The organism is Halovivax asiaticus JCM 14624 (genome assembly GCF_000337515.1).
GTDB lineage: Archaea > Halobacteriota > Halobacteria > Halobacteriales > Natrialbaceae > Halovivax > Halovivax asiaticus.
Genome location: NZ_AOIQ01000006.1, coordinates 334,687 through 348,481, shown reverse-complemented (window position 1 = coordinate 348,481; position 13,795 = coordinate 334,687). Strand labels below are relative to the sequence as shown.

The 13,795-nt window shown below is 63.2% G+C and carries 16 protein-coding genes; 11 read left to right on the top strand and 5 right to left on the bottom strand.

Features of this window, described 5'->3' with window-relative positions; translation table 11 throughout:
• Positions 1-46: 46 nt before the first annotated feature.
• The 7 genes from C479_RS02735 (at position 47) to C479_RS16450 (ending at position 2,561) form a co-directional block, all read left to right on the top strand.
• A complete protein-coding gene (locus C479_RS02735) occupies positions 47-772 on the top strand; it encodes a DUF2103 domain-containing protein (RefSeq protein ID WP_007697492.1) in 726 nt (241 codons plus the stop codon).
• 150 nt (positions 773-922) lie between these two features.
• The gene (locus C479_RS02730; protein ID WP_007697491.1) at positions 923-1,201 is read left to right on the top strand and encodes a hypothetical protein; all 279 of its coding nucleotides are present in this window, start codon (positions 923-925) and stop codon (positions 1,199-1,201) included.
• Positions 1,202-1,205: 4 nt separating this feature from the next.
• Positions 1,206-1,340 carry a DNA-directed RNA polymerase subunit P gene (locus tag C479_RS02725; RefSeq protein ID WP_007697490.1) on the top strand — a complete coding sequence of 45 codons (135 nt, stop codon included), beginning with the start codon at positions 1,206-1,208 and terminating at the stop codon, positions 1,338-1,340.
• Positions 1,337-1,597 (top strand): KEOPS complex subunit Pcc1, encoded by a 261-nt coding sequence (locus tag C479_RS02720; RefSeq protein WP_007697489.1) that lies wholly within the window; start codon positions 1,337-1,339, stop codon positions 1,595-1,597. The genes C479_RS02725 and C479_RS02720 overlap by 4 nt, the downstream gene beginning before the upstream one ends.
• 104 nt (positions 1,598-1,701) lie before the next feature.
• Positions 1,702-2,097 carry a prefoldin subunit beta gene (locus C479_RS02715; RefSeq protein WP_007697488.1) on the top strand — a complete coding sequence of 132 codons (396 nt, stop codon included), beginning with the start codon at positions 1,702-1,704 and terminating at the stop codon, positions 2,095-2,097.
• Positions 2,098-2,370 (top strand): DUF3194 domain-containing protein, encoded by a 273-nt coding sequence (locus C479_RS02710; RefSeq protein WP_007697487.1) that lies wholly within the window; start codon positions 2,098-2,100, stop codon positions 2,368-2,370.
• Positions 2,371-2,423: 53 nt separating this feature from the next.
• Positions 2,424-2,561 carry a hypothetical protein gene (locus C479_RS16450; RefSeq protein ID WP_007697486.1) on the top strand — a complete coding sequence of 46 codons (138 nt, stop codon included), beginning with the start codon at positions 2,424-2,426 and terminating at the stop codon, positions 2,559-2,561.
• A 130-nt stretch (positions 2,562-2,691) separates the two neighbouring features.
• Here C479_RS16450 and C479_RS02705 read toward each other — a convergent pair whose 3' ends face one another.
• Complete coding sequence (locus tag C479_RS02705) at positions 2,692-3,246, bottom strand: GMP synthase subunit A (RefSeq protein ID WP_007697485.1); 555 nt, start codon at positions 3,244-3,246, stop codon at positions 2,692-2,694.
• A gap of 101 nt (positions 3,247-3,347) precedes the next feature.
• Positions 3,348-4,562, bottom strand: a complete 1,215-nt coding sequence (gene pan1 / locus C479_RS02700) for a proteasome-activating nucleotidase Pan1 (protein WP_007697484.1) — start codon at positions 4,560-4,562, stop codon at positions 3,348-3,350.
• 245 nt (positions 4,563-4,807) lie between these two features.
• Between pan1 and C479_RS02695 the strand changes: the two genes are divergently transcribed.
• The 3 genes from C479_RS02695 to rad50 all read left to right on the top strand — a co-directional run bounded on the left by C479_RS02695 (position 4,808) and on the right by rad50 (position 9,330).
• Positions 4,808-5,077 carry a MarR family transcriptional regulator gene (locus C479_RS02695; protein ID WP_007697483.1) on the top strand — a complete coding sequence of 90 codons (270 nt, stop codon included), beginning with the start codon at positions 4,808-4,810 and terminating at the stop codon, positions 5,075-5,077.
• Between the two features lie 90 nt (positions 5,078-5,167).
• Entirely contained in the window at positions 5,168-6,661 is a 1,494-nt protein-coding gene (gene mre11 / locus C479_RS02690; RefSeq protein ID WP_007697479.1) for a DNA double-strand break repair protein Mre11, read from the top strand.
• Entirely contained in the window at positions 6,658-9,330 is a 2,673-nt protein-coding gene (gene rad50, locus C479_RS02685; RefSeq protein ID WP_007697475.1) for a DNA double-strand break repair ATPase Rad50, read from the top strand. Before mre11 ends, rad50 begins: the two co-directional genes overlap by 4 nt.
• Positions 9,331-9,498: 168 nt before the next feature.
• Here rad50 and C479_RS02680 read toward each other — a convergent pair whose 3' ends face one another.
• The 3 genes from C479_RS02680 to C479_RS16355 all read right to left on the bottom strand — a co-directional run bounded on the left by C479_RS02680 (position 9,499) and on the right by C479_RS16355 (position 10,725).
• Positions 9,499-9,948 carry a DUF7346 family protein gene (locus C479_RS02680; protein ID WP_007697472.1) on the bottom strand — a complete coding sequence of 150 codons (450 nt, stop codon included), beginning with the start codon at positions 9,946-9,948 and terminating at the stop codon, positions 9,499-9,501.
• Entirely contained in the window at positions 9,945-10,448 is a 504-nt protein-coding gene (locus C479_RS02675; protein ID WP_007697470.1) for a DUF7322 domain-containing protein, read from the bottom strand. The genes C479_RS02680 and C479_RS02675 overlap by 4 nt, the downstream gene beginning before the upstream one ends.
• 100 nt (positions 10,449-10,548) lie before the next feature.
• Entirely contained in the window at positions 10,549-10,725 is a 177-nt protein-coding gene (locus tag C479_RS16355) for a DUF7331 family protein (RefSeq protein WP_162471226.1), read from the bottom strand.
• 126 nt (positions 10,726-10,851) lie between these two features.
• Here C479_RS16355 and C479_RS02670 point away from each other — a divergent pair, with 126 nt between their 5' ends.
• Positions 10,852-13,572: a DNA-directed DNA polymerase gene (locus tag C479_RS02670; RefSeq protein WP_007697466.1), complete on the top strand. Its 2,721-nt coding sequence runs from the start codon at positions 10,852-10,854 to the stop codon at positions 13,570-13,572.
• Positions 13,573-13,795 lie beyond the last annotated feature (223 nt).

The following is a 13,795-nucleotide window of genomic DNA, read 5'->3' as shown; positions in this document are numbered from 1 at the left end:
CGACCGGAAGCGCGGGCGTTTTGGGCGCCGAGTTGGTAGCCGAGGTATGCAGTGCCGTCAGTGTGGCTCGGCGCTCGAGAAACCTGGCGACTACTGTCTGGTCTGTCGCGAGGAGAACACCGACGCGGTGGTCCTCGAGTGCGACCGCGATCGGGCGACGCTGACGCTCCTCCGTGGGGAGACCGTCATCGGCGAGACGACCGTCACGACGACGCCCGAGGACGGCGAGCGCGAGCGTGCCGAACTGCGAAACTACGCCGGCCGCCTGGCGGACGAGATCCGGCGCAAACGCCCGGAAGCCGTCTACGCGACGGGTGATCGAACCGTGATCCGGTCGGTCCGGAGTCACCTCCACCACGACTTCTACCGGATCGACGATCCGGAGCCGGTCGAGTACGTCAGAACCCACCGCGGCGAGCAGACGCTCGCGGTCGTGGAGACGCCGCCGTCCGAGAAACTCGGCGGCAGTCACTCGACGCTCATCGGCGGTCGAACGGGACGAGCGGTGATCCAGACCGTCGCCCGCCATCCGCACGTCAAGAAACTCATTCCGGGACCGATCGACGCCGGCGGGACGGGGTCTCGATCGGGTCTCCGGGCGAAGGTCACCCGCGCCGGCGACGACGGCAACGTTCGCCTGCTCCTGCGCGATGGGTCGAGCGTCCAGGAGAACCGGGTGGTGACGACCGCCTGGGATCGCGAGACGGGCGAACGCGTTCGTGACGATCTGAACGACGTGCTGGTCGAAGAGGGATACGACGACGACGGCTGAAGTCCGTCAATCGTCGCTGGGAGTTTCTTACGTCTCTATCTAGTTGTTGGATGCAACGATGCAGTGCCCGATTGGACGACTGTGAGGCGGAGCGGAGGACGGTTCGGACTCAACAGGTTTATTGGTGGGCTAGGGCTAGAGGCAGCCACTATGGCCGAGAACACCAGAGGGACTGTCGGCAGTGCTGGCCGCTTCGGCGCTCGATACGGCCGCGTTGCCCGCCGACGCATCGCAGACATCGAGTCGGACATGGAGCACGCGACGGTCGACGGCGACGACGTCACGCGCGTCGGGACCGGCATCTGGAAGAACGAAGAGACAGGCGAGACGTTCACCGGTGGTGCCTACCGCCCGGAGACACCGGCCGGCAAGACCGTCACCCGATCGATCCGCGCGGCGCTCGCAACCGACGGCGACGACGAGGAGTAACACGATGGCGTACAAGTGCTCACGCTGCAAGCGCGACGTCACGCTCGACGAGTACGGCGGCGTCCGCTGTCCGTACTGCGGTCACCGCGTACTGCTGAAGGAGCGCAGCCGCGACGTCAAAGAAGTCTCCGTCGAGTGACCGAGCGCGTTCACGAGACGACGCTCTCGTTTTCCTATTCGTCGGCGAGTCGCGCTCGACTCGTCGCCCGGAGTGTCGACCAGGAAGTCGGTGCTATCGACGACGACCGTTCAGAAACACGGCTCACCAGGGACGGATCTACGGTCGAACTCACGATCGACGCGGCGGATCTCACGGCCCTCCGCGCGGCCGCGAACACCTGGCTCACGCTCGTCGACGTCGCCGAACGGACCCAGTCGATCGCAGCGGCCGACTGATGGGCCGCTCAGCGTTTTGCTTCCGTACTGCTCGCCGCTCCAGCCGCCAGTTCTGATCGGCGGCAAAGCTTGGGTTTATCAGTCCGGGTGGCGTCACGGCGAGTATGCAGGGTAACTTGCCGCCGGAAGCACAGGAGAAAATCGAAGAGCTGCAGGGCCTGCAGGAGACGGCCCAGACCGTCGCCGTCCAGAAGCAGGAAGCCGAGTCGGGCCTGCAGGAGGCCGAGACTGCCCTCGACGAACTCGACGAGATCGACGAGGACACGACGATGTATCGCCAGATCGGTGACCTCTTCGTCGAGACCGAGTTCGACGAGGCCGAGTCCGAACTCGAGGAGAAGGTTTCGAACCTCGAGATTCGACTGGAGACGCTCGAGAAACAGGAAGACCGCGTCCAGCAGCAGTTCGAGAGCCTGCAGGAGGAACTCGAAGGCCTGCTCGGTGGCGGCATGGGCGGCGGCCCGGCCGGTCCGGGCGGCCCGGGTGCTGGCGGCGCGTAAATGCCCACCGCAGATTCGGATGCGGCCGACGAGCCGACCGACGAAACCGTCGTCGAGACGGCAGCCGACGCCGCAGAGGGGATCATCTTCGACCGGTACAAGCAGTCTTCGGTCCGGGATATGGACGTGACGGTCACCTTCGAGGAGGGCGTCCTCGGGGTTGACGTCTATCTGAATGCACCCGACGACGAAGCCGATCCGGACGTCGTCGCCGACGAGGCGGCACGCACGGCGCAGTCGGCCGTCGACGATCTGTTCGCGGACGCGTCGTAGACAGTCCGACTGCCCTCCGGTACGTTTATCTGCCAATCGACGAACGTACAGGTATGACCGACGCGCTTTCCCAGTTCGACCATCCTGCCTGGCTGACCGGCCTCGGAACCGTCGTCGGCTACGGCATCATCCTCGCGCTCATGACCATCGTCATGTTCGGCCTGCCGTACCTCGTCTTTCTGGCAGTGTGACTGATCGGGCAGTAACGGACAGTCCCCTAGATTCGTTACCGATCGACTGCTGGGCATCTCGATCCGTACCTGTTACCGGTTTCCTGGAAAACCGACTACGATCGGTAGAATACTCTCGAATCGGGTTTCGTTACTGCGATTCGCAGACGTCGACGAAGTTCTCGAAGACGACGTCCCCCGCTTCGGTGTGGGCGACTTCGGGGTGCCACTGGACGCCAAAGAGTTCCCGATCGGGATCGCTCATCGCCTCGATGGCGCACACGTCGCTGGTCGCCGTTCGGACGAAGCCGTCCGGGAGGCCCGTCACCTCGTCGGCGTGGCTCGCCCAGACGCGGGTTTCCGGGGCGAGCGAGCCGACGAGCGGATCCTCGTCGTCGACGATGTCGACCGTGACGTCGGCGTAGCCGCCGTACTCGCCACTGCCGACGGTACCGCCGAGTTCGGTGGCCATGAGCTGCATCCCGAGGCAGATGCCCAGAACCGGAACGTCCTCCTCGAGATAGGCCGGACTCTGTCCGATGCGACCCATGTCGGGTCCGCCGGAGAGGACGACGCCGTCGGCGTCGATCTCGTTCGGTGGGGTGTCGTTGTCGATCAACTCGGATTCGACGCCGAGATCGCGCAGAGCGCGCTGTTCGAGGTGGGTGAACTGCCCGTGGTTGTCGACGACCACGATCTTCGTCATTGACGTCCGGTAGCGACGCGGAAGGTAAAAACGGTCCGAAACGGCGGTCGAATAGGAAAGACGTGGTGGACGAGTCCGGTCAGGTGCGATAACCCGATTCCTCAGGCGAAGGTCTTCGAGACGTCGGCCACGCCGTCGGATTCTGCGTTGACCTTCTCCCAGGCGCTGCGGAAGTCTTCCATCCGAATCTCGGTGCGGTCGTCTCGGATGGCGAACATCCCGGCCTCGGTACAGATGGCCTTAACGTCGGCCCCGGAGGCTTCCTCGGCGAGTGTGGCCAGCTCCGCGAAGTCGACGTCGTCGGCGACGTTCATGTCGCGCGTGTGGATCTCGAAGATCAGTTCGCGTCCCTCGGCGTCGGGCTTTGGCACCTCGATGAGGCGGTCGAAGCGGCCGGGGCGAAGGATCGCACGATCGAGCATGTCGAAGCGATTCGTCGCAGCGATGATGCGGATGTCGCCACGATCTTCGAAGCCGTCCATCTCCGAGAGCAGTTGCATCATCGTCCGCTGGACCTCGGCGTCGCCCGAGGTCTTCGACTCCGTTCGTTTGGCGGCGATGGCGTCGATCTCGTCGATGAAGAGGACGGCGGGTTCGTGTTCGCGGGCCACTTCGAAGAGATCGCGGACGAGTTTGGCTCCTTCGCCGATGAACTTGTGGACGAGTTCGGAGCCGGCCATCTTGATGAACGTCGCGTCGGTCTTGTTCGCGACGGCTTTGGCGAGCATCGTCTTGCCGGTACCCGGCGGGCCGTACAGCAGTACGCCTGACGGTGGCTGGATGCCGACGTCGTCGAACATCTCTGGTCGGTCGAGGGGCATTTCAACCGTCTCGCGGACCTCCTGGAGCTGGTCTTCGAGGCCGCCGATGTCCTCGTAGCCGACCTCCGGACTCTCGGTCACTTCCATCACGCGGGCGCGGACATCGGTCTCGCTCGAGAGCGATTTGACGATCGAGAGCGAGTTGTTGACCGCGACCCGATCGTCCGGCGTGAGTTCCTCATGCATCTCTTCCGTGACTTCTGTGAGCGCCTCTTGATTGTTGCCGTGCTGTTTGATGACGACGCCTTCGTCGGTGATCTCCTGGACGGTCGCGACGAACAGCGGCGACTGTTTGAGCTTCTTGTTCTCGTGGCTGAGTCGCTCCAGTTTCTGCTGGTACTTGTTGTTCTCTGCGTTCGCGTCGAGGAGTTTGTCCCGCATCTCCTCGTTCTGGGATTCGAGAATCTCCAGGCGTTCCTCGAGTGTTTGTATCTTCTCTTGTTTGGACGTCTCGTCTTCGTATGGAAGATCGACGTCGTCCACCGTGTCGGTCATCACACCTGCGTAGGGTATTCCTTCTTAAGAGGTTTCGGGTGGGTGCTACCGAAGTTGCGTTCTCTTTCAGTTCTTCTCTCCTGCAGAATCGGATGTCCGCTCTCGTGTTCCCCGTTGCCTGACTTCCCGTGCTCAGTACCGATGCGAACCGGTGGCCCGTTCTCGACTCACTGCCACGGAAGATTACTATGGGGAATATATCCAAACAGAAAATATTATTAAGCAGAATCCACAAGCGGTAGGTGATGAGTGCATCTGAAGCTGTCCAGGCCGACACTGACCCGCATGGAAGCTGGGACGACGTTCGGGAGTTACCACCGAGCGCGAAGCTCGTCGCGAAGGTGCTCGAGTACAACGACACGATGTCCCAGCAACAACTCGCGGAGGAAACGCTCCTGCCCGCACGGACCGTTCGATACGCAATCAGTCGACTCGAGGAGGCGAACGTGGTCGACTCGCGGTTCTCGTTCACCGACGCCCGAAAGCGTCTCTACACGCTGGCTATCGACGCCTGAGTGAGGGCGTTCGACCGGTCGTTTGCCGCGGCGAGTCACTTTCACCTCGGTCGCGCAACGTCTTTAGGGCCACTTCCCGAAGCCCCGGCAATGACACGGGTGATTCACACGGGCGACACCCACATCGGGTATCAACAGTACAATTCGCCCGAGCGCCGAACGGACTTTCTCTCCGCGTTCAGGGCCGTCACCGAGGACGCGATCGACGACGTCGACGCCGTGATTCACGCTGGCGATCTCTTTCACGACCGCCGTCCCGGCCTCGTCGATCTGCAGGGAACCATCGACGTGCTCAGGTCGCTCGACCAGTCGGGGATTCCGTTTCTCGCTATCGTCGGCAATCACGAGACCAAGCGTGACGCCCAGTGGCTCGACCTCTTCGCCGATCTCGGCCTGGCGACGCGACTCGGACGGGACCCGGTCGTCGTCGATGACGTCGCGTTCTACGGACTCGATTACGTCCCGGAATCCCGCCGAGACGCCCTCACGTACGATTTCTCGCCCGTTCCGGACGAAGCGTCTTCGACCGCTCTCGTCGCACACGGCCTCTTCGAACCGTTCGCGCACGCGACGTGGGACACCGAAGCCGTCCTCGAGGAGTCGTCCGTCGACTTCGACGCGGTCTTGCTCGGCGACAATCACGCCCCCGGAACCGAGACGGTCACGGACACCTGGGTGACCTACTGCGGCTCGACCGAACGGGCGAGCGCCGCCGAGCGAGACGCCCGTGGCTACAACCTCGTCTCGTTCGAGGACGACGTCTCCATCCGTCGCCGAGCGATCTCCGGCACCCGTGAGTTCGTCTTCGTCGACGTCGAACTGGCCGCCGACGAGGGGGCCGACCGCGTCCGCGAACGCCTCTCCCAGCACGACGTCGACGGCGCCGTCGTCATCGTGACGATCGAGGGCGACGGCGAACCGATCTCGCCGGCACCGATCGAGGAGTACGCCCTCGACCGGGGAGCGCTCGTGGCCAGAGCGAACGATCGTCGTGACCTGCCGGACGAGGCGGACGAACTCCAGGTGTCGTTCGCCGATCCGGACGCCGCCGTCACCGACCGCCTCCGGGATCTCGACCTCTCTCCGGGCGCACTCACGATCGACGCGACCGTCCGCGACGACACCGTCGCCGACTCCACCGTTCGGGAGACCGTCGAACGACGCGTTCGGGACGCCTTGCACGCAGACGGCCTCGACTTCACCGGACACCCGTCGATCGGTGACGCCGACGTCGACGACAGTTCCTCCCCGCCGGAGGGCAACGACACCGAAGACTATTCACCGCAAGAATCGACGCCAGCTTCGACGTCCGAGCACGCTGACTCACCGAACGAACCTGCCCACGACGGGGATAACTCGTCGACGTCGGTCGAGACCCCGGCGGCTGCCGAGAGCGATGATGGGATAGACGCCGCAGATGATGACGTGGATGGCGAGAGGGCCGACGAGACTGCTGTGAGCAGCGACATCGAACCTGCCGGTGGCAACTCCGAGGATAGTGACGCCGCTCCCGAGGAAGAGGTGGATAGCGACGACGATGGCTCCGGTGATGACAGCCAGGTCTCGATCGGTGATTTCGCATGAGAGTGACCGACGTTCGGCTCGAGAACTTCAAGTGTTACGAGGAGACCGATCTGGACCTCTCGTCCGGCATCACCGTCGTCCACGGCGTCAACGGCAGCGGCAAGTCGACGTTGCTGGAAGCCATCTTCTTCGCCCTCTACGGGTCGAAGGCCCTCGACGACCGGACGCTGGACGACGTGGTGACGACCGGTGCCGAGACGACCGTGGTCGAACTCGGATTCACCCACGAGGGTGAGGCGTATCGAATCGAACGCCGGCTCAAACGCCGCGACGAACGGACGAGCACCACGAAGTGTGTCCTCGACGGGCCCGACGGAACGGTCGACGGTGCTCGTGACGTTCGAGCCTACGTCACGTCGCTCCTCCGGATGGACGCGACGGCGTTCGTCAACTGCGCGTACGTCCGCCAGGGTGAGGTGAACAAGCTCATCCACGCCTCGCCGGCCGAGCGCCAGGACATGATCGACGACCTCCTCCAGCTCGGTGCGCTCGAAGCCTATCGCGAACGGGCGAACGACGCTCGACTCGGCGTCTCGGACGTTCTGGACGAGGTCCGCGGCGAGGCAGCGACGCTCGACGAGCAGATCGAGGACAAGCGCGATGCGGGCCTCCACGACCGCCTCAACGAACTCGAGACGGAGCGAGGTGACGTCGAAGAAGACATCGAGCACTTCGAGGCCCAGCGCGAGCGCGCCGTCGAGACCAGAGACGACGCACGTGAGGTCCTCGAAACGCACGAGGAACGCCGAGCGGAGATCGAGTCACTCGACGAGGAGATCGAATCGCTACAGGCGAAGATCGAGGCGACCGAATCCGACCGGACGGACGCCTCGGAACGAATCGCCGAGCTCGACTCGACTCGATCGGACCTCGAAACACGTCGCGCCTCGATCCTCTCCGATCTGTCGATCGAGGACGTGACGGCGATCGAGGACCGCCTGGACGAACTCGACGAACGGGACGATGACCTCGGCGACGAACTGGCGGACGTTCGCGTCTCCATCTCCGAGACGAGCGGTGCGGTCGACCAGCACGAGGAGAAAGCGGAGACACTCGCTGACGACGCGACCGAGGCTCGCGAGCAGGCCGCTGAACTGGAGGCGGACATCGAGGCGGCACGGGAGACGATCGAGGAACGTCAGTCGGCACTTGCGGATCTGGACGACGAGATCGAGGAGGAACGGGCCGCGTTCGAGGACGTCCCGATCGAGTTCGGCGATGCGGCGGCACACCGGGAGGAGCTTCGAGAACGTGCGGACGAACTCGCTGCGGCAATCGCAGACCTCGTCGCCGAGCGAACGGCGCTCGAAAGCGCTATCGAAGACGCCGAGGCGCTCCTCGAAGCGGGCAAGTGTCCCGAGTGCGGCCAGCCTGTCGAGGGCGCGCCACACGTCTCAGATCTCTCGGATCGACGGGCGAAACTGGAGTCACTGGAGTCGGAACTCGCCGAGTTGCGCGAGGAGCAGTCCGATCTCGAGGAACGGATCGAGCGTGCAGAATCGTTACGCGAGTCGGAGCAGGCGGTCGAACGTCTTCGGGACAACCGCGAGACGACGGAACAGCTCCTGTCCGAGAAACGCGAGTCGGTCGCGGAGAAAGTCGATCAGTGTGAGCAACTTCGGGCGGACGCCGAGGAGGCCGAACGCGAGGCCGAGAACCATCGCGAACAGGCGACCAAACGAGCGGCCGACGTCGAGGAACACCGAAGTCGACTCGGCGAGATCAACGCGAAGCGATCCGACCTCCGCTCCGAGCGCGAGTCGCTCGAGACGGCACAGGAATTATCGGCGCAGATCGAGGACTGCGAGGAGACGATCGAGCGGCTCCGGGAACGACGCACTGACTGGGAGACGATGAACGACGAGCGTCGCGAGCAGCTGTCGACCGCACGCGATCGTCGCGCGGAACTCGAGGCGGCCCTCGACGAGGAGCGACTGGAGACGGCGACCGAGGACGTAGAACGGGCCGAGGAGTACATCGAGCAGGTCGACGAGAAACTCGAGACGCTACGCGAACGCCGCTCCGAACTGCAGAGTGCGATCGGGGCGGTCGAGAACGAACTCGCGGAACTCGAATCTCTCGTCGACCGCCGGGAAGCCGTCGAGCGGCGGCTCGAATCGCTGGAGGCAGTGTACGACGAGGCCGAAACCCTCCAGGAGACCTACGCGACGCTGCGGAGCGAGTTGCGCCAGCGCAACGTCGAGACGCTCGACCGGCTCCTGAACGAGACGTTCGATCTCGTCTACCAGAACGATACGTACGCGGGAATCGATCTCGACGGCTCCTACCAGTTGACCGTCTATCAGAAAGACGGTGCCGCGCTCGATCCCGAGCAACTCTCCGGTGGCGAACGAGCCCTCTTCAACCTCAGTCTGCGATGTGCGATCTATCGGCTCCTCGCGGAAGGCGTCGAGGGAGCTGGCCCGCTGCCGCCACTTATCCTCGACGAACCGACCGTCTTCCTAGACGCCGGGCACGTCGGCCAGCTCATCACGCTCGTCGAGACGATGCGGGATCTCGGTGTCGAACAGATCCTCCTCGTCAGCCACGACGAAGAACTCGTCGGCGCGGCCGACGAACTCGTCCACGTCGAGACGGACCCGACGACGAATCGGTCGTCACTGTCGAAGCGCGCCCACCTCGATCAGCTACCGATGGGTGCGGATTGACCCTCGACGGTGAGTGGGTCGCGATCGGCGAGGGTGAGCGTACTGTTGGTGTAATTCCGTTCAGGTCAAGGAGGAAGCCGTCTGGGGCTCACTTTCCGACGGCCGTCAGTAATCGGTGTCTGGACTATCGATCGTCGGACTCTAGGCTGTTGGCCGTCGGACTCTGGACTATCGGCTGTCAGTCTCAGGATCGACTGCCGTTCGAAGCGTCGAGAGGGCGTCCGCCGTTTCGGTCGGGACGTCGTATGCGGGTTCGCCAGCGACATCGGTGTCGGTGATGACGTCGGCTGCCGTGAGCGACGCCAGTACACCGGCGAGGTCGCTCTCACAGTACGTCGTCTCGTCGACGAGGGTCCGGACGGTGAGTGGGCCGCGATCGGCGAGGGTAACAACCAGTCCGAGTGACCGGTCGTCGTGCACTGCCCGGACGAGCCGCCGGACGGGCGCCGGAACTGCGCGGGCGGCTGTTTCGAGCGCACTCGTCTCGTCGGCCGCCTCCAGCCGATCGTTTCTGACGTAACACTCGTTGCCAGTGACGGGATCACGAACGAGACTCGCCTCGTCGGAGCGTTTCACGAGCAGATAGTGGGTGCCGTCGTCGGCTCGAACGGGTCTCATTCTTGTTCGGAGGGTGTGTCGGACACGGTTGTCTCGTCGGTTGCCCGTTCGTCGCTTGTCTCGTCGGTGCTTGCCATTGCAGTGCCGTGTTCCCCTGTCGACGGCTCGGTGTTGGAATTCGATTCGGTCGATTGCCCCGGCGCTTTGCCGTCATCGTCCGTGTCATCGTCCTGGTCCGGTGCGTTCGCCATGAACCGACGGTAGCGATAGTAGGCGAGTCCGAAGAGTGCCAGCCCGCCGACGATGAGCGTGATGCCTTCTTGCGCCCAGCCCAGGAAGAACCACAGCATCGGGCCGAGCGAGACGAACAGGAGTGCGGCGTTGACGACGAGGACGATGGTCCAGAACGCCCGAGAGATTTCGGGATCGACCTCGGACGGATCGGTCGAGACCTGAGGGATGGTGATCCCGTCGGCGTCAGGGTCGTAGAGGTCGGCCTCCGGATCCCACTCCTCGGGTTCGGCCGAACTCGGTTCGAAGTTGAAGTCGTCCAGACCCACGGGCGCTAGTCGACGCGACGCGCGAAAAAGGGTATCGGTGCGGTAGCCGCCTCATCTTGCAATCGTGTGTCGACGTGACCGAAGACGGACGCCGGTTTTCTTAGACGAGCTCGTCGAGGCACAGTGTCCGGTCCGTCTCTACCCAGGCGAGGGGATTCTCCGCGTCGTAGAAGACGATTCCGTCTTCGGTCTGGTAGGACTCGATGCTTGGCGCGGTCGATCGCAGTTCGAGCGACGTCTCGTCGTCCGTCGCGTCGTCGTTCACACGGGTGGACACAGTTGATTCCTCTCCCTATGCTATGTGTTATCACGGTAAAGCTCTTGTTGCCAGTCACTGTCCGTCTCGTCGGGGCACGTTCTTCGAGTAACTGGGTTTATACCGCAGGCACGCAAAGCGCCGGCAATGAGTGACGAGGCCCAGCAGGTCCTCGGTGCGTTCTCCGAGACTGAGGAGACGCGGCCGGATGCGGAAGCGGCTCACGTCGCTGGCACGAACGGATCGGGCGAGACGACGATCCTCGATCCCCGGCGAGAGACGCTTCCCGAACCGCAAGGAAAACTCGACATCGCCGTCATGCAGGTCGATTACACGATCGTCGGCGCCGGTGACGACGAACAGCCGATCGTTCACGTGTTCGGCCGGACCGCCGAATCGACGCTCGAACACGTCCAAATCGTCGGCTTCCGGCCGTACTTCTACGCGCCGGTCGACAGTGTCGACGAGGAACGCCTCGCCAGCTACGGCCGTCTCACCGGCTGGGAGGAATTCGACGAGGACGACGAGCCCTACGAGAGCATCCGTGGCGAGCGACTGGTGAAGATCTTCGGTCAGACGCCACGGGACGTCGGGCAGATTCGTGACGAGTTCGACCACTACGAGGCAGACATCCTCTTCCCGAACCGGTTCCTGATCGACAAGGACGTTCGCAGTGGTATTCGCGTCCCCGAACGGCGAACCGACGACGGGAGCCTCGTCGTGCCCCACGACGAGGTCGAACCGGTCGACGCCGACGCGACCCCCCGCGTTCAGACGTTCGACATCGAGGTCGACGACAGGTCGGGCTTCCCGGAAGACGGCGAAGAGCCGATCATCTGTCTGGCGAGCCACGATTCCTACCGCGACGAGTACGTCCTCTGGATCTGGGAGGCCGACGAGGGCGATGGCACCCCGCCGTCCACCCTGGCGGAGTACGATCCCATCGAGGGTGAGATCGATCACGACGTCCGCGCGTTCGACTCCGAGGAGGCGATGCTCGAGGCGTTCCTCGCGTATATCGACGAGACCGACCCCGACGTCCTGACGGGCTGGAACTTCGACGACTTCGACGCGCCGTACCTCCTCGATCGACTGGAGGATCGCAACGGTCCACACCACGACTTCGATCTCGACCCTGACCGGCTCTCCCGGCTGGGCGAGGTCTGGCGGAGTAACTGGGGTGGTCCAGACGTCAAGGGTCGTGTCGTCTTCGACCTGCTCTATGGCTATCAGCGCCGTATCTTCACGGAACTTGACTCCTACCGGCTGGACGCCGTCGGTGAGAGTGAACTCGGTGTCGGGAAGGAGCGGTATCCGGGGAAGATCGGTGACCTCTGGGAGGACGATCCGACACGGCTGCTCGAGTACAACCTTCGCGACGTGGAGATCTGTGTCGAACTGGACCGTCAGCAGCAACTCATCGCGTTCTGGCGGGAGATGGCCACGTTCGTCGGGTGTAAACTCGAAGACGCGCCGACACCCGGCGACGCCGTCGACATGTACGTTCTGCACAAGGCCAACGACCGCTGGGCGCTCCCCTCCAAGGGCCAGCAGGAAGCGGGCGACGAGTACGAGGGTGGCGCCGTCTTCGATCCCATCACGGGCGTGCGCGAGAACGTGACGGTCCTTGACCTGAAGAGTCTGTACCCGATGTGCATGGTGACGATCAACGCCTCCCCCGAGACGCGGGTCGATCCCGACGAGTACGACGGGGACACGTACGTCGCCCCCTCGGGCACACACTTCAGGACCGAGCCGGACGGCGTCATGCGTGAGATGATCACCGAACTGCTCGCCGAGCGCGAGGAGAAGAAATCGCTGCGGAACGATCACGACCCCGGAACGCGGGCGTACGAGCAGTACGACCGCCAGCAGGGCGCCGTCAAGGTCATCATGAACTCGCTGTACGGCGTCTCCGGGTGGGAACAGTTCCGCCTCTACGACAAGGACGCCGCCTCGGCGATCACGGCGACCGGCCGGGAGGTCATCGAGTTCACCGAGACGGCCGCGACCGAACTCGACTACACCGTCGCCTACGGCGATACGGACTCGGTCATGCTGGAACTGGGTCCCGACGTCGGCGACGAGGAGGCGCTCGAACAGTCCTTCGAGATCGAGGAGTACATCAACGGTCGCTACGACGACTTCGCCGCCGAGGAACTGAACGCCGACGAGCATCGCTTCCAGATCGAGTTCGAGAAACTCTACCGCCGCTTCTTCCAGGCGGGCAAGAAGAAGCGCTACGCGGGCCACATCGTCTGGAAGGAGGGGAAGGACGTCGACAACATCGACATCACCGGTTTCGAGTACCAGCGCTCGGATATCGCCCCGATCACCAAGGAGGTCCAACACCAGGTCATCGAGATGATCGTCCGTGACGGTGACGTTGAGGCGGTCAAGACCTACGTCAACGAGATCATCGAGAACTTCCTTGCCGGCAACGTCTCGCTCGACGACATCTCGATCCCCGGCGGGATCGGAAAGCGCCTCACCGAGTACGAGACCGACACCGCCCACGTCCGCGGTGCCAAGTACGCGAACCTCCTGCTCGGGACCAACTTCCAGCGGGGAAGTAAGCCCAAACGCGTGTACTTGGATCGCGTCCACGACGACTTCTTCCAGCGAATCGAATCCGAAAACGGTCTCGACCCGGCCGAAGACGCCGTCTACGAGGAGTTCAAGCGTAATCAGGACGTCATCTGCTTCGAGTACGACGACCAGATTCCGGCGGAGTTCGAAGTCGACTACGAGAAGATGCTCGACAAGACGCTCAAGGGGCCGATCGAACGCATTCTAGAGGCGCTGGATATCTCCTGGGAGGAGGTCAAGGCCGGCCAGGAACAGACGGGGCTCGATAGCTTCGTGTGACCTAGGATCATAACTAAAAAACGACCTTAGTGTTCGGTTTGTAATGTTATTTGGGATGAAAATATTGTGTGGTTGTAATATGTGTGATCACTCCTTCCGGTGTGGGGTCTCTTTAACCATCTAGCTGACAAGTTGTGTTTTGTACTGAACATTGGGTGTCAGTGTCAAGGTTTAATCATCACGCCGACTCTCAGATGGAGTTAAATACCTGATTAGGATTTTT

What these genes read in the sequence shown, in the direction of transcription:
- C479_RS02735 (WP_007697492.1), top strand. Translation starts at nt 47, where the DNA reads ATGCAGTGCCGTCAGTGTGGCTCGGCGCTCGAGAAACCTGGCGACTAC.
- C479_RS02730 (WP_007697491.1), top strand. Translation starts at nt 923, where the DNA reads ATGGCCGAGAACACCAGAGGGACTGTCGGCAGTGCTGGCCGCTTCGGC.
- C479_RS02725 (WP_007697490.1), top strand. Translation starts at nt 1,206, where the DNA reads ATGGCGTACAAGTGCTCACGCTGCAAGCGCGACGTCACGCTCGACGAG.
- C479_RS02715 (WP_007697488.1), top strand. Translation starts at nt 1,702, where the DNA reads ATGCAGGGTAACTTGCCGCCGGAAGCACAGGAGAAAATCGAAGAGCTG.
- C479_RS02710 (WP_007697487.1), top strand. Translation starts at nt 2,098, where the DNA reads ATGCCCACCGCAGATTCGGATGCGGCCGACGAGCCGACCGACGAAACC.
- C479_RS16450 (WP_007697486.1), top strand. Translation starts at nt 2,424, where the DNA reads ATGACCGACGCGCTTTCCCAGTTCGACCATCCTGCCTGGCTGACCGGC.
- C479_RS02705 (WP_007697485.1), bottom strand. Translation starts at nt 3,246, where the DNA reads ATGACGAAGATCGTGGTCGTCGACAACCACGGGCAGTTCACCCACCTC.
- pan1 (WP_007697484.1), bottom strand. Translation starts at nt 4,562, where the DNA reads ATGACCGACACGGTGGACGACGTCGATCTTCCATACGAAGACGAGACG.
- C479_RS02695 (WP_007697483.1), top strand. Translation starts at nt 4,808, where the DNA reads ATGAGTGCATCTGAAGCTGTCCAGGCCGACACTGACCCGCATGGAAGC.
- mre11 (WP_007697479.1), top strand. Translation starts at nt 5,168, where the DNA reads ATGACACGGGTGATTCACACGGGCGACACCCACATCGGGTATCAACAG.
- rad50 (WP_007697475.1), top strand. Translation starts at nt 6,658, where the DNA reads ATGAGAGTGACCGACGTTCGGCTCGAGAACTTCAAGTGTTACGAGGAG.
- C479_RS02680 (WP_007697472.1), bottom strand. Translation starts at nt 9,948, where the DNA reads ATGAGACCCGTTCGAGCCGACGACGGCACCCACTATCTGCTCGTGAAA.
- C479_RS02670 (WP_007697466.1), top strand. Translation starts at nt 10,852, where the DNA reads ATGAGTGACGAGGCCCAGCAGGTCCTCGGTGCGTTCTCCGAGACTGAG.